We start from the raw sequence: 18777 nt of genomic DNA, 5'->3' as shown, positions 1-18777 counted from the left end.
TTTCCTTACGATCGATCCATAAAAATGAAAAACCTTTCTTTCTTTATTGGAACGACTCGCGACCTTTGGGATTTTGGTAGTTTCTAAAATGAAATCGGAATAGGGAAAAATGAGTTCAGAAATCGTTTCTAAAAATGAAGTTCAAATCGTCGGCATTTCGGAAGTAACCAAAAATCAGGATGAAATATCCGGCAAGGGAAAGATTGGCGGACTTTGGCATCGATTTTTTGCCGAAGGAATTTTGGATAAAATTCCGAATAAAAAAGAACCGGCAAACCTTTTTGCGGTTTATACGGATTATGAATCGGATGAATCCGGAAAATACCGGATTCTGATCGGAGCGGAAGTAACGGACGGAAGTTGGGTTCCGGAAGGAATGGAACTTCGAAAAATTCCAAAAGGAAAATACTCGAAGTTCACGAGCGATACCGGTTCGATCGCAACCGTCGTCATCGCGGTCTGGCGAAAAATTTGGTCCGACTCCGAGTTAAAATCAAAAAGAGCCTTTCAGTCGGATTTTGAATTCTACGATCAGAGGACTTCCAATCCGGAATCCGCTCAAGTCGAAGTTTTTATTGGCATGAAATAGGCTTTGGACCGGAAGGGGACCGTTCAGAATTTCAAACCTCCCGAAAACAATCCGCCTTTTGGGGAATGTCGTTAAGTTTCCCGATGGTATTTTACATTATTTTAAAGTACAATTTTCGATTTGCATCCGCGAGCGATCGATGCGGGGTCAACAAATTATCTGGGACGATAGATTCCTTTTTATGTTGATCAATTTGTTGACCGGAGCGGAGAGCGCGGCCCTGCGCGATTTCGGATAACGCGCTTTATTCGTTAACCGGCGCAGTGGCGCGGCCAATTTTTACTCGAAAGGTCGTTCCAATAGAATTGGTTTTCTTAAAATCGATCTTAATAACAGATAACTGAGAAGTCCGAAGGGGCCGAACAAAAACGTTGTTATTTGACAGGGAAGCACTAACCAACGGGAAATTCCCAACTTTCGGGCATTCGCACTTTCCCAGGTTCCTACAAAAAGATCGAATGCGAGATAGTGAATCCAGCCCGCAACCAAAACCGTCGGGTTTTGGAAAAGCAAAGTGATTCCTTCCAAAGATCCGAAGTCTCCTAATGTTTTCCCAAAACTAGATATTAATAAAATTGAATATATCCCTCCGAACAACAGTGTTCCGAGTATTCCGGTTGTAATCAATCCTGTGTATTTCCAGTTCGGTAAAACGATTAAAAGAATCCATCCTGCGAGTGCGGTTTTGTTTACGATTTCGAATAGTAATGATAGTTCCACGATTAAGCTCCTTTCAGCGACGTTTTGATATTTTTTTTGATTAAAAACGGGAGAATGATACTTCCAATCATTCCGAATCCGCTGACATAAAGCCCGATTTGAATCTGAAGCGACGGATATAGGATACTTTCTCCGTTTAGCGCCTGTAAGGTTAGAAGTAGAATCAAACCGGTCAAGAAGACCGAAAAACTTCGGATAGATCTGACGATGTTCCTTTCCGGAAAATTGAAAGTTCCTAGAATCAATGCAATCATCGGTATCATCTGCATCGCGTGGATTCCGATAAAGTGCGGAATGCGCATATCCCCTGCGATCGTGCTCCATCCCAGGATCGGAAGACCGGGGCCTCCTTCTTCTGCGCCGAAAGTATGTCCGCCGTTCGACTTTAAAATTCCCAATTTCATCGCCTCGATTTGTTCTGGTTTTGGAATCGTCATAAAAAATCCGATAATCATCCCGAGGGCGGCGATAGCCATTCCCCAACGAAACGATTCCAAAAGGGGTTTGTTTTCCGATTTAAGACGTAATAGGTAAAAAGCGATTAGTATATGAGAAAACCATAATATTGTAATGGCGGTTCCCATCAGGCTGAAAATCATTCCGTTTAACGGGCTTGTTATATTGAAATGACTCGGTTCACCTCGGAATGCTTGTCCGTAAATCGCGACGTCTTCTATCATCAACATGATTGTAATCACCCAGGAAAGGTTTCGAATCGTTTTTTCATGTCCTTTTATATATTGAAGAATCCAAACGAGTGTGAACGAATATACGGAAGTCGAGAGCGCAAACTTGATAGGTTTGAGCCAGACTGGCGCGTTCGTCACCTGTCTTTGATCAATAAAGAAGGCGGGAAGCAGGAAAAAAAGACTGAGCATTACTAAAATTCCATTCCAAAACAAGGGGGGATTTGTTTGGGAATGTTTAAAAAGGGCGCCTATGATTCTCATAAAACCTCCAAAAGAGCCTTGACCCTTTTGACTTATATGTTTTCACTGTATACATTAATGTTGATTCCGTCAACATTAAAAAGTAGTCACTGACAACATTTTATGAAAAAAAAGATTCCCTCAAAAAAGAAAATTTTGGAAAAACCGATTCCTGATTCTTATCACCACGGAGATCTTAAAAAGGCGATTATTCTCAAATCCGAGGAGATCTTGGAAAAAAACGGAATCGAGGGGCTGAGTCTTCGTGATATCGCCGCAGATCTCGGAGTCAGTCACGCCGCACCTTACAGACATTTTCCGAGAAAGATCGATTTGCTTTTTACTCTCGCGATTCGCGGTTTTAGCGATTTGGCGGAGGAGATGCGTCTTGCCTGGGAAAGCAGCGAGGATCCGGTAGCGAGACTTCGTTCGTCCGGAACACGTTATGTGAAACTGGCTTTAAAACATCCTCGGAGAACCGAACTCATGTTTGGCGGTGCTCTTGCCTGCGAGTCGGAAGCTCCGGAGGAACTGCAGACGACAAGTAAGGATTCCTTTATGGGACTTTATAAAATCATTGAAGACGGACAGAGTCGAGGTTTTTTTAAAAGCGGGGACACGCTTGGTCTTTCGTTTACACTCTGGAGTCTTGTTCACGGATTTGCGGTTTTAACAAACGGAAAACAGATTCCTCCTCAGGTTTTTCAGGAACGTTCTCTAGATACGATCTTAGAATCATCGCTTTCCTCAATTCTCGATGGAGTGGTTCTTTAGATCCCGTTTTTCTTTTCTGTTAGAAAAGACTTGTAAGCAAAGTTTGTTCTTATTCAGTAATCTCGTTTTCGGGAATAAAGAATGAAATTTACTAAAACTAAGTTGATCCCTCTTTGGAGTGCGTTTTTCCTCTTACTCCTTGCCTTTTTTTTCAAACCAAAGGATTTGGGAAAACCATACAATCCTTACTTTCAAACTCTCAATGAAGAATTGAAAGCGCACGGACCTGGGAAACCTGTAGTTCTGTTAGATCTGGATCGTTTGGATGAGAATCTAAAAATTCTTAAACAAAACCTAACACCTCCTTTGCATTATAGAATTGTAGTAAAGTCGCTTCCTTCTTTGGATTTGCTTCGGTATATTGTCCGTTCCACCGGAAGCAGACGTTTGATGGTTTTTCATTCCGGAGATCTTGTGATGCTTTTGCAAGATTCTGAATTCAAGAATTTTGATATTCTCTTGGGTAAGCCGATGCCGGTTAACGCGCTTAAGGATATTCGTTCTAAAACTAACGTTTCAGATTTTCAAAAAATTCACTGGCTAGTGGATACTCCGGAAAGATCAAACGAATATCTTAGGTTTTCAATTCAGGAGAATCTAAAACTCTCCGTCAATTTGGAAATCGATATCGGACTTCATCGAGGTGGTTTCCCCGAACCGTCAAAGATTCTTCCTTGTTTAGAGTTGATAAAGTCAAATCCCGATCGTCTCCATTTTTCAGGGTTTATGGGATACGAACCGCACGTAGCCTCGGTTCCCGTGATCTTCGGCGATAAAAAGGAAGCGATTCAAGAATCCTTAAGGAATTCCCTGTTAGTATATTCATCTTTTGTTAAGTTATCTAAGGAGAAATATCCTGACTTTTTTCAAAAGGAAATCATTCAGAACGGAGGCGGCAGTAAAACCTATCGTTTCTATCAGAAATTTGGGAACGGTATCGTGAACGACGTTTCGGTCGGATCCGCTCTCGTAAAACCTACGGATTTCGACGTAGTAAGTTTAGATGAACATTCTCCCGCCGTTTTTATTGCCGCTCCGGTTTTAAAACGACTGGAAGGTACGAAGATTCCGTTTCTGGAATCCTTTTCGTTTCTTTTTCCTCTTTGGGATCCGAATCAAGAACTCACATACTTTACCTATGGTGGAGCATTTTCGGCTAAAAAAGAATCGCCTTCCGGGCTTCAGGATAATTCCCTTTTTGGAACGAGTACGAATCAAGGAATTTTGAACGGTTCTTTTTTGACTGGGCTTTTTCCGAACGACTTCGTATTTTTCAGACCTACGCAGAGTGAGAAGGTCATGTCCGAACTAGGGGAAATTTATCTCGTTCGAAAAGGAAAACTTTCGGGAAAATGGAAGACGTTTGTGAATTGATCTTCCATTGAGAATTCGGGACATTGTGAATTCGATCGTTGTTTAGAAGGATTGCGAACCGATTTTTGGACGTAAACCCCGTTTTGTTAAACGAATCTTGCTACGAAAGTGAAAACAGAGGAAATAGAAATGCTGAATATTAGAGAAGTTGCAATTACCGATTTGGATCCGGTCTCCCTTCTTTTTGACGAATACCGCAGGTTTTATGAAAAGACATCGGATCTTTCCGAAGCCTCCAAATTTTTAAAGGAAAGAATTTTAAAGGGAGAATCCAAAATCTTCGTCGCTCTGGACGCACGGGGTTTTTATTGCGGATTTACTCAGTTATACCCTTCTTTTACTTCTCTTTCCATGAGACGAACTTGGATTCTGAACGATCTTTTTGTGCGACCCGAGTATAGAAAACAAGGTGTTGCAAGCGCCTTGATCCAACAAGCGGTTTCTTTTGCAAAAAGCACGGACGCAAAGTATCTTTCGCTTTCCACGGCACACGAAAATCTGACCGCTCAGAAACTCTACGAATCCCTTGGTTTTATCAAAGACGAAACGTTTTTTCATTATTCTCTGGATGTTTAACTCCGTTTGAATGTGAATACTGTATGAATCTCAAAGGTTTATTTTTGATTACGGTTGAATCGCGATGAATATGGATCCTATGACATCTGAAATGGCCGGCAAACCTTGTCCTCGTTGCGGAATTCGATTTGAGTGCGGAGCGGAAGCGCAATCCTGTGCCTGTTTCTCCGTCAATCTTTCTTCTCGAGCGAAAGAATTCATCGAAAAAAAATATCAGGATTGTCTATGTGTTTCTTGTTTACTGGAGTTGAGTTCGCAAAAATCGGATTAAGACAGGCCTTGAACACGATCGATCGGTTACAAAGTAGATTCAAAAATTATAATCTATTTTTAGAAACACACTGAAAATCGTTCGTCCCGGGATGCTCGACCATTCAATCCTTCCTTCATTTTTGAGAAGAAGTTTACGCACCAGATCGAGACCGAGTCCGCTTCCTTCTCCGGCTCCTTTTGTGGTAAAGAAAGGTTCGAAAATTCTTTCAGCAATTTCTTCCGGAATTCCGGGGCCGTCGTCTTCGATTTCCACAACCGCTTCTTGATCGTTTTGGAAAAGTTTTACCGAAAGTTTTCCTTTGAATTCCATTGCCTGCAAAGCGTTATAAATCAGATGTGTCCATACTTGGACGATTTCTTCCCTTACACAAAATACGGGTGGAACCTCTTCGATGTCGGTAACAAGGTTCACACCTCTCCGAATGTAGTGCTGATAAACGGTGAAAACCGTATCCAGAGTTTCTTTGATTTGAACCTTTTTGGAAGAGCTTTCAAGGCCCGCATCGGAGTAACTTCTCAGTTCGAAAAGAATTTTGGAAGCCCTCTCGACGGAAATCTGAATTGTGTCCGAATTACGGAAATAAATTTCTTCCAAATAAACGTATTCCAGTAGGGTTTCCCGGTCCGTCATCTGGAAGAGCGGTTTAAAATCGTCGTTTATGTTTTCGATTCCCATATCCGCTATCGTATCGGCGAGTGCGTCCGGTTTTGGTATTCCCCATTCGTGTAAGGTTTTACTGATGTTCTTTCTTCTTCTCCTAATTTCCAAACCGGCGATCCCGTTGTCGCCACTTCTACAAAAATCAATAAATTGAATATAGAGCATTCGTTCCTCAGGCGTTGCCGAAGAAAGTATAGAATGCACCGTCGGTAACATGGACCTCATCTTCGGTACGGAGGCGAGAAGAGTCTGATTGGACGCTTTGATCGCACCCAAAGGATTGTTGAGTTCATGACTGATCCCGGCGGAAAGTTGTCCGAGTGTCGTCATTCTCACGGAATGTAAAAGTTGATTTTGCGCCTTTCGCAGATTTTCAAGAGCTTCTTCTAAATGTGTTTTTTGCGCCTCAATGAGTTCGTTCCTCTTTTTAATTTCATCACTTTCTCTCAGAGCCGCTTGTGTTGCGATTTTTTCTTCGAGATACATGGAAAGATCTTCCCTCATTTTATCCATCGCCGTCATGAGCGCTCCGATCTCGTCCTCTCTCGGATAATATGCCCTCGCGGAAAGATTTCCCTTTGCAATTTGTTCTGAATATGCGATGGCCTTTGAAAGACCGCTTAAAACGTATCGGTCGAAGGAAAATCGAAGTGTAAGAAGAATTAAGCCGAGGATGGCTAAAGTTGAAATTAGGGAAATGATCCAGAGATAAATTAAGTCTCCGTAATATAATGAATCCGGAATGGACACTCGAACGGCCCACGGTTTAGGGGAATCCCCCAATAAAATAGGATAATAGTAGTGGGTGTATTCATCTTTGGATTCTAAAAACGGTTTTCCTGAGGCGATTTCTTCGGTGATTTTCTTTCGTTCGATATCTTCCGAAATTAACATTCCGACCGTTTCCGGATTTTTTCCGTTTGCCGCGTAGGAGCCTTCTGGCGATATAAACGCGAGATAACCCTGATTTCGAAACGGTCGAATCGATCCGATTTTTGTTTGCATCCTTTGGATGGTTACGTCCACTCCTACCACCCCAGCGAACTTAGAATTTCTGAAGACCGGGGCTACGATAGAAACCATCAGTGTTTGTTTTCCGGATACGATATAACTCGTAGGTTCGGTCAGAAATTCTTTTTTCGTTGCCCTCGGAACCGAATAATAGAATCCCTTAGGTCCGGTGTCTTCGTAGTTTACGCAATTCTCATATACTAATTTTTCTTCGTCTATGGCTCGATTCACGTATGGGACGAATCTTCCGGAGGTGTCGTGACCTTTTGTGTATTTATATCTTTTATCCAGGCCGTCGAATGCCTGAGGTTCGAATACGGCCCAGACTCCGAAATAGTCCGGTTGGATGTGTAAGAATCTGCCAAGGGCTGAAACAAACATGGAACGATCGGGTCTTGTTTCTTCCAAAACCGCCTTGAAACTTCGGACCGCTCCGAGTCCTACATTCAAAAATTGTGATATTTCTCTCGTATATTTTTCGGAAGCGAGACGGGCTCCGGATTCGGCCTCTTGTTTTAGTCTTTGGTAAGCTACGATCGAATTGATCGTAGTTACGAGAAGCGCCCCGATAAAAAGAAGAACCGAAAGTATGATCGAAATGCGGGTCCGAATGCTCAACTTTTGTTTTTTATCAATCAGATTCCTTTTAAAAAAACCCGAGGATGGATCTCCACCCTTTGTATTTTCAAATGAATCTTTAAAAAGGATATCGTTCTTTTTCATAAAAGGCAACGAAAGGTTCTCTTTTTAAGAGAAGGCGAAAGACGTCGGCTGCAAATTATCAGACGGAATCTTTGAATGGAAAGAAGTTTACCGTTTATTTAGTAAATATTTTTCGCGTTTTATGGAAGGTGATTCTCTGATTCAAGGACTGACTCAGAAGAGAATCTTACCTCAAATTCGGATGTGAGTTTTCGGAGACAACGCACAAATATGGCGGGTCCGAAATTTTAAAGTAAATATGTATTTTTAATTTCGAGTACGTGGAATAATTCAGTAAAATACGAGGCCCGTTCCTAAATGCGTTAGAAATCTTTAAAATTTAGGATCCGGAGTCAAAAAAATCGGTCGAATGAACGTTCCAACGATTTTTTTAATTGAAGAAGACGCCAAATTCTTCCATTGAAGCCGCGCATAACAAAAGTTTTAAATTGAAGTTCGTTTTGAAACCCTTCTTCGGACGAGCTCGATAAAGAGGTTCTACTTGCTTTCCGAAGTATCGATACGCAATCCGATTTTTTCGTGGATGATGATGGCCGCGATCATTCTTTTTGGATCGATCGGATTTTCAAGAATGGGTCTATCTCAGATGCCGGACGTGGACTTTCCGGTGGTCAACGTTTCCCTTACTCTCGTCGGCGCAAACGCTCCCGTGATGGAAACCGACGTTGTGGATCCGATTGAAGAAGCTCTGATGGCAGTGGAAGGGGTTACGGAAGTGCGATCCGTTTCCTCAGATGGTTCTGCGACGATCACCGTAGAGTTGGAACTCACAAGGGACGTTGACGTTGCCGTTCAAGAGATCCAGACAAAACTCGCGCAAGTCTCGAATAAACTCCCCGAAAATATGGATCCGGCCGTGATCACAAAATCGAATCCGGACGATACCCCGATCATCTGGGTTTCACTCACCGCAGTGGATAAGACCGAACAAGAGAAGATGCTCTTTGTGAAGGATTTTTTGAAGGATAAATTCCAAAAAATTTCCGGAGTGGGAGAGATTCTATTAGGAGGTTATGTCGATCGTACGATCAACGTTTATCTGGATCCGGCTAAACTCGCCCGAAATGAAATCGCAGTCGACGATATCGTCAATACCCTCAAAGAACAAAATTTAGAAGTTCCCTCGGGAAAGCTCGAAAATCGGACAAATGAAATCAGCCTCCGTGCGGTCGGAGAGGTTCCGACTGCGGATCAGTTCGGCACTATTCTTTTGAATTCAAGAAGCGGATCACCTTTGTTTCGATCCATTCGTCTCAAGGACATTGCTATCGTAGAAGACGGGTTAGGCGAAGTAAGAAGAATTTCGAGATTTAACGGAATTTCTGCGGTCGGAATCGGGATTAAAAAACTCAAAGGGGCCAATGCGGTTCAAGTAGGAGATCTCGTTAAAGCCAAGGTAAAAGAATTAAAACCGAAATTACCGAAAGGTTACGATTTAACGATTTCAAACGATAACACCGGTTATATTCGGGACAGCGTGAACGAGTTGGAATTTACTCTTCTTTTTTCGGCGATTCTTACCGGATTTGTTTGCCGCCTTTTTTTAGGGAATTGGAAGAGCACTGGAAACGTCCTACTTGCGATTCCCACTTCGGTGATCGGAACTTTTTTATTCTTATACTTCGCCGGTTTTACGATCAATACGTTTACGATGCTCGGTCTTTCGTTGGCAACGGGGATCGTCGTCGACGATGCGATTATGGTTTTGGAAAATATTACGCGACATCGGGAAATGGGTAAATCCTGGTTTGCCGCGTCTTTGGAAGGAGCTTCCGAGATCCGTTTCGCAGCCTTGGCGGCTACGTTAGCCGTTGTTGCAATATTTCTTCCGGTAGCTTTTATGAAAGGAATCATAGGAAGATACTTTTTAGAATTCGGCGTTACGATTTCGGTCGCCGTTCTTCTTTCTCTTTTTGAAGCGTTGAGTTTTACTCCGATGCGTTCTTCTTTGTATGCCGAAGATAAGAAGAATCAGGAATCCAAGCTTACCCGTTATAATCCTTTTTCCGTGAATGCAAAGGAAAAATGGAATCTCTGGATCGATCGGGTTTCGTTTTTTAAAAAGTTGGATCCTCAGATCGAAAGATTCTTAGATTACAGTACTGAACTTTATACAAGATCCATCGACTTCGTATTAAAACATCCGAAGACGGTTGTCTACGGATCGACGGTTTTGTTTTTAATGTCCTTAGGTTTTTTCTTTCTTCTAAAAAAAGAATTCATTCCTCCTCAGGACATGGGACGTTTTATAGTTCGAGCTCGTCTGCCCTTGGGTTCTTCTCTACAAAGAACTAACGACACGATGAGAAAAGTGGAACAGTATTTGATCGGTCGAAAAGAGATCGAAAAATATATGTCCAATATCGGCGGTTTTGGCGGCACCGAATCCAATAGCGCCATGTTTTTTGTTACGATGAAAGAGATGGGGAGCCGACCCAAAAATCCAAAAACGGGAAGGGAGATCACCCAAGCCGCATTGTTTGGAATTCTTAGAAAAGATTTAAAAGAATTAGTTCCCGAAGCAACGTTTTCGGTTCAAGACCTTTCGCAAAGAGGATTCTCTGCGGGAAGAGGTTATCCCGTTGAACTCGTGTTAACCGGACCGGATTGGCAGAAGTTGTCCGAATACTCGGTTCAGATTCTCGATCGTCTGAAAGAGAGTAAAGCCGTTTTGGACGTGGATACCGATTACGTCGCCGGACAAAAAGAACTCAGACTGGTCGCCGATCGGGAAGCCGCCGCACTTCGAGGCGTAAGCATGGCTAACGTAGGGAACACCGTAGGAACTTTGATGGGCGGAAAGAACGTTAGCCGATTTACCGAAAACGGAAGAAGTTACGACGTAAGAGTCAAGATCCAAAAAGACAAAGGAGAATCGGTTTCGGTCATTTCCGAAATCGGGGTTCGAAACACGTTTGGAGAATTTGTAAAACTAAAAGAGTTTCTGAGTGTTCAAGAGAAGGAGGCGTTGAAAACGATCACTCGCATCAATCGAGAAAGGGCGATTCGAGTTTTTGGTAATCCGGCTCCGGCACTCGGACAAAACGCTTCAACCGAAAAGGCGCTCGAGATCGCAAGGGAAATTCTTCCCGACGGATATTCGGTTTCCGTAACGGGTTCCGCAAAAACGGCTAAGGAGTCCGGAAACAGCCTAACGCTTGCGTTGTTGTTCGGAATTCTTCTTTCTTACATGATTCTTGCGAGTCAGTTTAATAGTTTGAAACAACCCCTCTATATTCTTCTTGCGATGCCTTTTAGTTTTACGGGTGCGTTAGTCGCTCTTTATATATTCGGTCAGTCGTTTAATATGTACAGTTTTATCGGGCTCATTCTTCTTTTGGGTTTGGTAAAGAAGAATTCGATTCTTCTTGTCGAGTTTGTGAATCACGTTCGTTCGGAAGGAAAAAGTATCAAAGAGGCGATCAAAGAAGGTTGTCCGATTCGTCTACGACCGGTGCTCATGACTTCCTTTAGTTCGATCGCCGCAGCGATTCCTCCGGCTCTGGCCCTCGGCCCCGGAGCCGAAACTCGTATTCCGATGGCCGTTACGATTTTGGGTGGGATGACTCTTTCGACTCTCATCACGCTCTTGGTAGTTCCTGCGGCGTATTATCTGGGTGAAAAAGAAAAGGAAGAAAAGGCCGAGGAAAAATTGATTCTTTTTCCTGAACCGAGCGCAAAAAATAAAAAAAATAAAAAATGATTCGAAAAAATATTATAAAAAAAGAATATATCATGCCTTTTACGGTTTCTATTCGCAAGTCGGCGTCCGCGACGGGTAATTTTTTAAAAACGATCTTTGAAAATTCTTCGGACCCAAACGACTTCGTTTTAACAAGAAATTATTTCTTTCCGATCGTATTTTGTTTTTTGTTTTCGGTTCTGAATTGTACAGAAGATTCTGCGATTCGAACCAACGATGGGATTGTGGAGCCTAGACTGGAAGAAGTCACCGGTGTCACAACGGAAGCGATTCGAAAGATCGCTCCGGAGCAAGAACTGAGCATAGAAGATTTATACGCATTTGCAGTGGAAAGAACGGAGAGGATCGCTCTGAGAGAAGAAGCGATTCAACAAGCTGATTCTCAAAAGACCGCGGCTTTTGCGTCCTTTTTTCCTTCTTTATCCTTGGTTTATAATAAGTTCTACAGAGTTCCAGGGCCGAATCATCAATTCAATCCATACTACACGGAGCCAAGCCCATATACGGGAACTTCCTCCAGTAGTCTGCCTCCGACGGTCGGACCGGGAACTAGGCTTCTGCTTTCGATTCCGATTTTAAACGGTGTGAATCAATACACAACTTATAAGGCCGCGGGCGCTCTTACAAAGGTGAGAATGAACGAGGCTCGTTTCGAATCCGGACGGCTTTATCTCGAAATTGCACAAGCATATTATAATGTTCTCCAGTTAAAGGAAATCATTCTTTTGGAGGAAAAGAAAACGGATCTTGTCCGAAAGACGATTCAGGAAAGAAAAAGGCTTTTTTCTCTGGGAAGAATCACTCGGGGAGATCTGAGCGGAGCCGAGGCGGACTTTTCAAGATCCGAAGCTTCTCTGGAAGATTTTCGATACCAACTCAAACAGAGCGAGATGGCCTTGGAAAGTCTTGTGGGCGCCGGAGAAGGCGGCTTACGACTTTCGATTCCGAAAGAGACGATTTCGCTTCCACAGACCCTTCTTCCGGAAGAAAGAATCGCAAAACGATACGACGTCTTCGCGGCCAAAGAAAATCTCAAAATGGCGGAACTCAATCTCAAAAAAGCCTGGGGAGGGCATCTTCCTTCGGTAACGTTAAACAACTATTATACGATCCCCGAACACAACACGACTCCGAACAAAGACATAACGATGCAACTTTCCATCAATGTCCCGCTCTTGTCTGCCGGAACGATCACGGCCGGGGTCAAACAAGCCGAGTCGGCCGTTAGACAGGCGGAATTGCAGTTATCCCAAGCTAAAAGAATCGCTACCGATGAAATTCGAAAGGCCTATGAAAGTTCTCTGAATTCAGCTCGTCTGCTAAACTTATACTCCAAGGCTCGAAATTCCGCGGAAGCCAATCTAAGCAGTCATAGAAGGGCCTTCAGTTTCAAGTCGACTTCCCGTCTCGAGTTGCTCGTTTCGGAAACTTCCTTTTTGGATTCTGAAATTTCGTATAGAAAGGCCTATTATCAACATTCGCTGAATACGATTTGGTATGGAGTTGCAATCGGGGAACTCCCAAAAATAAAAAAATCGCGGGAAGAGGATAAGACCGGGGGATAGTCCCGTTTGTACGCTTGACATCTCTCCTCAATAGTTTTAACTGTTTGGCATACTTGAGAGGTAAGAATCCCCATGATCATCAGTAATTACTTTCAGGACAACGAAGATCTCAAACTCGTATTTGATGAGTTGATCGATTGGGAAGAAATTGTCCACGCATTCGAACATAAATTCGAAGACGCAGAGGAATACAAAAAGACCGGAAACGAACGACTAGCATACGCCCCTTCGAACGTAGAGGAAGCCAAAGAATACTATAAGTCCATATTGGAATCCTTAGGAGAAATTATGGGAGAATTTGTAGCTCCCAGAAGTAAGGAAATGGATCAGATCGGACTCAAATATGAGAACGGAAAGGTGACATTCCCTAAGGCTCAGGAAGAATGTTATAATACTCTGAGAGACGCAGGTCTTATGCCGATTTCCATCAGCAGAAAATACGGCGGAATGGGTTTGCCGGCGACGGTTCAGTCCTTTATGTGCGAAATTTCGGCTAGGGCGGATGCTGCGTTCTGTCTTGCCTACGGAAACGTCAACATCGTTGAAATCATGGAACGTTATGCGTCACCTGAAATGTGTGAGAAGTGGATTCCGGAAATCGCCGCCGGAAAATACAGCGCGGCTATGGCGTTGACCGAACCGAATTACGGATCCGATCTTCCGAACGTGCAGACAAAAGCGGTTCAAGACGCAAACGGGGTCTGGAGAATCACCGGAGCCAAACGTTTTATCACACACGCTTGCGGTTACATAAACGCCCCGTCCGTGATTCTTACGTTAGCGAGAACCGGAACACCCGAGAGCGGCGCGAGAGGACTTTCCTTCTTTTTGGTAAAGGGAAGCGACGTTCATGTGGCGGGAGTGGAACACAAGATGGGACTTCATTGTTCACCGACCTGCGAAGTCGTTTTCGAAAATTCTCCCGGAGAACTGATCGGAAAAACCGGATACGGTCTTGTGAAATATTCTATGGGAATGATGAACGCGGCTCGGCTAACGATCGCGACTCAATCGTTGGGAATTGCGAGCGCCGCTTATTTCGAAGCGAAGAAATACGCTTCGGAAAGAATTCAATTCGGAAAGCCGATCGAACAAATTCCTGCGGTGAAAAAAATGTTAAATCGTATGGAAAGAGAAGTGTTGGCTACAAGAGTTCTGATCGCCGAAACCGGAAAGACGATCGATCTTTATCACTGGCCTAAAGAACATCTGATCAAAGTAGAAGGTAAGACGGAAAGAGACGTCAATCAAGACGAGACGATTCGCCGTTGGGAAAAACTCGCGGACCTTTTTACTCCACTCAGTAAATACTATGCATCCGAAGGATGTGTTTCGATCGCATCCGACGCGCTTCAGATTCACGGCGGAAGCGGTTACACCGAAGACTACGACGTTGCGAGAATTTATAGAGACAGCAGAATAACGACGATCTACGAAGGAACCACCCAGCTCCAGGTCGTAGCTGCGATTGGAGGAGTCGTTTCCGGGATGTCTCCTACCGGGCATTTGAGGCAATACGGAGAAAGCGAACTTTCGAAATTTGCGGCTTCCGAAGATCTTAAAAAAGTTTGGAATGATTTGGAGAATGCGGTTACCGCGTACAAATCCATTCAAGACGGAAATGTAAAAGATTCTTTGGCCTTTGAAGTTGTCGAAGTGGCCGCGAGATTTATCTGTGGAATGCTTTTGGAAAGATCTCTGAAAGTGTTGAACGGTAAAGAGCTCGAAAAAAGAAAAACGATTTCTCAAGCATACAACCTAGATAGTCTCGCGATGGCAAATGCGAATCTGTTCAAATTGGAAAGAGCTTCGAAACAAGCAGTTCCCGCCTAACAAGAAACCCCGTCGAATTCGATTCGGCGGGTGTTCCTAAAAAAATGAAATTCGTATTCTTCCTTTATGTGATTTTAATCGGAATGTTATTCAATGAAATGATTTCCGCCGTGATTCAATCTCGCCCTTCCGAAAAAAATTCTAAGATTAAAAACGAAAATCCCCACTGCTGTTCCGTTGAAATTGGATATTCGGATTCCGTCGTGTTGGAAAGCGTTTGTCTTGAAAAGGAACGAACCGTATTCAATTTTCGTTATTTACTTTCGAACGGGATTTGTTCTTATTCTAACCGATTGGAAATGAAAGATTCAAATTCTAAACGTTACGCCTCATTGGGAACGAATCGGATCGGAGAATGTCCTAAGTTGTCCCAAGTGAAACCCGGCCATCGATTTCAATGGTATTTCGATCCGATCAAGAATAAACCTTCGACCGTCGACGTTACCGAAGATTTGACCGCGGACCCGATTTCTTCCGATTGGAGGTGGTGGCATTGGGAAAAAATAAATCTATCCCGTTGTGATCCGAAAGGATAAGAATCAATCCCCGCTGTACTGGCTTCCCACCACTGCCAGTGTAACCGTTGCCTTTGCTACGTGTTTTTCGCGGTTTTTATGGAGCGCGAAGACGTCCGAATTGACGACGATCACCGTTGCTCCGTGATAAAAAACTTTCGATTCACAACGAAGACGATTTCCGATGCCGGGTCGTAAAAGATTGATCTTAAATTCCAACGTCAAAACTACCTGTTTTTCTCCGATCAAAGTCCCTGCGGCGCCTCCGGCAGAATGATCCGCAAGAGTGGAGATAACACCGGCGTGAACGTATCCGTTCTGTTGCAGGTGTTTGTCTTGAATGTCCACAAAGGTTCGTAGTTCGCCTAACGTAATCGATTCGACTTGGATTTCCAGAAGTCGGATAAAGTTTGCCTTTTGGAATATATTTCTAACACGATCCTGATAATTCGGATCTTTCGGTCTGATTTCTTTTCCCATGGGAACGCAGAATGAAAGAGAAAACCAGAAAATCAAACGATTTCTTGGAAAGAAATGGAAATGGTTTTATATAAAATGATCTCGATTTGAAACTTTTTCTTTTGTCGAAGCCGCGATTTTCACCTTTTCGATTGAATGTGTTTCTTTTTTCGAAAGTAAATATTTAATTCAAACCTTGATCAAATCGAAAATTTGTTCTTTTTCGGGTTTGAATGCTCCAAGAAAAGTCGCAGGAGTAGAGCGGTTTTTTAAAAGAAGAATCAAGAACGAAAAGCCGGCAAATGCGGTTACAGAGAAAATGAAAACGGAATCAACTTTCTCTGTAACTTAGTATATTCGTATATTATTATTTTCTTAAAGTTTCCGTGGCGCTTCCCGCTGCCCACGTTCCTTCCAAGAGGCGTCCGCCATTCTTCACTTCGTAGATGACCGGGTCGGTTTGTCCCCAATCTACGGTAAGAGTGCTTCCGTCTAAAGAGCCTGTTCCCGTAAATGTTTGTCCAGCGACGGTCCAAGTGAAAAGATATTCTCCATTGGATTGGGTGATCGTCACCGATCCCCCGTAAGAGGAGCCGTCAGGGTTGGTTCCGGCTACCTTATATTTGCCGCTGATAGAGGATGGGTTGATTTGACCGATCTGCGCGCTCGCAGTAGAGATAAAACCGAACACGAAAGCAACGATGAAAAGCCTTGAAACGATTCGAAACATTTTCGTTTTCTCCTTAAAGATAAAAGAGTGGGTTAGTTTGTTTAGAATTTTAAAAAAGTCAATAAATTATTCAAAAAAAAAGAGCTACTCGAAAATTTCTTTATCTATGGAAGAAATTTGATATGAAATTCCGAAATTCCACCGTTTGATTCCTATAAAATGATTTGATAACTATTTCGCCTTATGAATGATGCAAAGACCTGCCCTGTTTTCGAAAGAAACGAAGGTCATTATCCGGAAGGGAGCTCGCAAGAACTATGTTTGGAATGAACTATATACAATTCGATTCGATGACTCATGTGATTCTTTATAAGAACGGTAGGGTTTCGAAAGAAGGAAGAGGACTTTCCTTTTTTTACTTTGCGCCCACGAGTTCGATTTCAGCGATTCCATTGGGGAGTAACGATTTACCGTTTATATTCAACGAGTCGACGAATGACTATCAAACCGTTTCGATTCAAGGACAAATCACTTATAAGATTTCTAATCCCAAGGCGCTATCCGAACTTTTGGATTTTACTGTCGATTCAAAAGGCACTTATAAGAAGAATGAAATCGAAAAACTCAATCAAAGAATCATCAACTATGCGCAGACTTCGACTTCTTCTTACATTCACGGAATCGGCTTAAAAGACTCGATTCGTTCGGCAAAGACGATCGAAACACAAATTCTTCAAGGACTTCAATCTTCACCTGCCATTTCCACTCTAGGAATCGAAATTCTAAACGTTAATATTCTCGCGATCCGTCCAAATCCTGAAATGGAACGCGCCCTTGAAACGGAAACAAGAGAAAAACTTCAACAAGAAGCGGATCAAGCGATTTACGAAAGAAGAAATTTTGCGGTGGAACAGGAACGTAAGATTAAGGAAAGCGAGTTGAATACGGAAATCGCCGTGGAGGAAAAGAAAAAACAAATCTCCGAAAAGCAGATGGAAGCGAAGATCATGGAAGCCGATAACAAAAGGAAACTCCGAGAAATGCAGGTCCAAGCCGATATCGCAGTCGAGGAACAGAGAAAAAAGTTCATCGATACAAAAACGGCGAATCAGAGAAAGGAGGCAGAGGCTCAGGGCTTTGTTACCGAAACAACTTTGAAACCTTTTCGAGATATGGACTGGAGAACGTTAGTCGCTTTGAATAACAATCCGGATCCGCGGTTTAACATTGCACTCGCTTTTAGACAACTCGCCGAAAACGCGGAAAAAATAGGGAACCTCAATATAAGCCCGGATCTTTTAGAAAATCTTCTTCAGGAGAAAAAAGATTCTAAAAAATGAGCGTCGAGTATGCGATCATTGTAAAGAATAAAACCCGCCTTGAGGCTCTTGTTGAAAGATACAATACAAAACAGCAAGCGAAGTTTTATATAGAAAGATTAGGCGGGAAGTTTGCAGAATACGAAATAGAGCACGAAATCTTTCACGAGTCTCTGGATACGATTCAAAAAAAAATTTCGAAAACCATAAAGTATAAAATCGTAGAAAGAATTTTTCTACCCTCGTTCCTTTTCTCGGAAAAACATCTGATCGTCACTATCGGACAAGACGGGCTCGTTGCAAATACCGCCAAATATTCGAAAGGGGTTCCGATTGTTGCGGTCAATCCGGACGCAGAGAGATACGACGGGGTGTTGCTTCCTTTCGACCCGCATGATTTTATTTCCGGCGTGGAGAACGTGATCAGCGGTCGTTATTCTTCCAAAACGGTTCGTTTTGCGGAAGCGAAGCTGAATGATGGACAAAGATTGCTCGCGTTCAACGATCTTTTTATCGGACCTTCCTCTCATACTTCCGCTCGTTATAAAATATCTTACGATCAAAACTCCGAAGAGCAGTCTTCCAGCGGAATCATCGTTTCTACTCCGGCGGGAAGTACGGGGTGGCTTAGTTCTATATTCAATATGTCTTATGGAGTTGCGGGGCTTTTTGAAAAGGATTTAAAGCTCAAACGTCCTGCGCTCAAAGAGGACCAGCTCTTATTCGCCGTCAGAGAGCCATTCCAGAGTGTTCGAACACAAATCGGAATCACCGCAGGGGTTCTTACTAACAAGTTTCCGTTGACGGTCGAGTCTTTGATGCCGGCTGGAGGAGTGATCTTTAGCGACGGGATCGAATCTGATTATTTGAAATTCAATTCGGGGATGATCGCGACGATCGGAGTTTCGAAAGAGAGCGCCACGTTGGTTCTAAAAAGCGGCTAAACGATCGTTGGAATTCTGATAAATCTTATATCTGAAAAGAATTTCCGAGCTAATACGGAAATTGATGATCTATAAAATAGAGTATGTCTTCAATCCAAAAAATAGTTGCCTTAGTAACTAATGAACGCTATTTTTGCGG

General features: G+C 43.0%; 16 protein-coding genes. 11 read left to right on the top strand and 5 right to left on the bottom strand.

Annotated elements, in window-relative coordinates; all coding sequences use genetic code 11:
- Positions 1-109 precede the first annotated feature (109 nt).
- Positions 110-589, top strand: coding sequence for a GyrI-like domain-containing protein (locus tag JWG45_RS20290; protein ID WP_205281415.1), 480 nt, complete (start codon positions 110-112; stop codon positions 587-589).
- 279 nt (positions 590-868) lie between these two features.
- Here the strand turns inward: JWG45_RS20290 and JWG45_RS20285 are convergent, their stop codons facing one another.
- Entirely contained in the window at positions 869-1309 is a 441-nt protein-coding gene (locus tag JWG45_RS20285) for an ABA4-like family protein (protein ID WP_205281414.1), read from the bottom strand.
- A gap of 2 nt (positions 1310-1311) precedes the next feature.
- Positions 1312-2259: a hypothetical protein gene (locus JWG45_RS20280; RefSeq protein ID WP_205281413.1), complete on the bottom strand. Its 948-nt coding sequence runs from the start codon at positions 2257-2259 to the stop codon at positions 1312-1314.
- A gap of 102 nt (positions 2260-2361) precedes the next feature.
- Between JWG45_RS20280 and JWG45_RS20275 the strand changes: the two genes are divergently transcribed.
- The 4 genes from JWG45_RS20275 to JWG45_RS20260 all read left to right on the top strand — a co-directional run bounded on the left by JWG45_RS20275 (position 2362) and on the right by JWG45_RS20260 (position 5233).
- Positions 2362-3012 (top strand): TetR/AcrR family transcriptional regulator, encoded by a 651-nt coding sequence (locus JWG45_RS20275; RefSeq protein ID WP_205281412.1) that lies wholly within the window; start codon positions 2362-2364, stop codon positions 3010-3012.
- 81 nt (positions 3013-3093) lie between these two features.
- Positions 3094-4386: an alanine racemase gene (locus JWG45_RS20270; RefSeq protein WP_205281411.1), complete on the top strand. Its 1293-nt coding sequence runs from the start codon at positions 3094-3096 to the stop codon at positions 4384-4386.
- Positions 4387-4518: 132 nt separating this feature from the next.
- The gene (locus JWG45_RS20265) at positions 4519-4962 is read left to right on the top strand and encodes a GNAT family N-acetyltransferase (protein ID WP_205281526.1); all 444 of its coding nucleotides are present in this window, start codon (positions 4519-4521) and stop codon (positions 4960-4962) included.
- Positions 4963-5026: 64 nt separating this feature from the next.
- The gene (locus JWG45_RS20260) at positions 5027-5233 is read left to right on the top strand and encodes a cysteine-rich CWC family protein (protein ID WP_205281410.1); all 207 of its coding nucleotides are present in this window, start codon (positions 5027-5029) and stop codon (positions 5231-5233) included.
- A 39-nt stretch (positions 5234-5272) separates the two neighbouring features.
- Here the strand turns inward: JWG45_RS20260 and JWG45_RS20255 are convergent, their stop codons facing one another.
- Entirely contained in the window at positions 5273-7630 is a 2358-nt protein-coding gene (locus JWG45_RS20255) for an ATP-binding protein (protein ID WP_205281409.1), read from the bottom strand.
- Positions 7631-8111: 481 nt separating this feature from the next.
- On the opposite strand from JWG45_RS20255, the gene JWG45_RS20250 reads away from it, so the two are divergent.
- The 4 genes from JWG45_RS20250 (at position 8112) to JWG45_RS20235 (ending at position 15267) form a co-directional block, all read left to right on the top strand.
- A complete protein-coding gene (locus JWG45_RS20250; RefSeq protein WP_205281408.1) occupies positions 8112-11333 on the top strand; it encodes an efflux RND transporter permease subunit in 3222 nt (1073 codons plus the stop codon).
- A gap of 152 nt (positions 11334-11485) precedes the next feature.
- Positions 11486-12898: a TolC family protein gene (locus JWG45_RS20245; protein ID WP_408611665.1), complete on the top strand. Its 1413-nt coding sequence runs from the start codon at positions 11486-11488 to the stop codon at positions 12896-12898.
- A 72-nt stretch (positions 12899-12970) separates the two neighbouring features.
- On the top strand, positions 12971-14731 hold the full coding sequence (locus tag JWG45_RS20240) for an acyl-CoA dehydrogenase family protein (RefSeq protein WP_205281406.1): 1761 nt from the start codon (positions 12971-12973) through the stop codon (positions 14729-14731).
- A 44-nt stretch (positions 14732-14775) separates the two neighbouring features.
- The gene (locus JWG45_RS20235) at positions 14776-15267 is read left to right on the top strand and encodes a hypothetical protein (RefSeq protein ID WP_205281405.1); all 492 of its coding nucleotides are present in this window, start codon (positions 14776-14778) and stop codon (positions 15265-15267) included.
- 3 nt (positions 15268-15270) lie between these two features.
- On the opposite strand, the gene JWG45_RS20230 is transcribed toward JWG45_RS20235, so the two are convergent.
- Complete coding sequence (locus JWG45_RS20230; protein ID WP_232380780.1) at positions 15271-15762, bottom strand: PaaI family thioesterase; 492 nt, start codon at positions 15760-15762, stop codon at positions 15271-15273.
- Between the two features lie 310 nt (positions 15763-16072).
- Positions 16073-16435 (bottom strand): LIC10280 family protein, encoded by a 363-nt coding sequence (gene lfb1, locus JWG45_RS20225; protein ID WP_205281404.1) that lies wholly within the window; start codon positions 16433-16435, stop codon positions 16073-16075.
- A 266-nt stretch (positions 16436-16701) separates the two neighbouring features.
- On the opposite strand from lfb1, the gene JWG45_RS20220 reads away from it, so the two are divergent.
- Positions 16702-17715, top strand: coding sequence for an SPFH domain-containing protein (locus JWG45_RS20220; protein ID WP_232380779.1), 1014 nt, complete (start codon positions 16702-16704; stop codon positions 17713-17715).
- On the top strand, positions 17712-18638 hold the full coding sequence (locus JWG45_RS20215) for an NAD(+)/NADH kinase (RefSeq protein WP_205281402.1): 927 nt from the start codon (positions 17712-17714) through the stop codon (positions 18636-18638). Before JWG45_RS20220 ends, JWG45_RS20215 begins: the two co-directional genes overlap by 4 nt.
- The last annotated feature ends 139 nt before the right edge of the window (positions 18639-18777 follow it).

The organism is Leptospira ainlahdjerensis, from assembly GCF_016919175.1.
Lineage (GTDB): Bacteria > Spirochaetota > Leptospiria > Leptospirales > Leptospiraceae > Leptospira > Leptospira ainlahdjerensis.
Note: the sequence above shows the minus strand (reverse complement) of the source record. Positions and strands in the feature narration are given on the sequence as shown.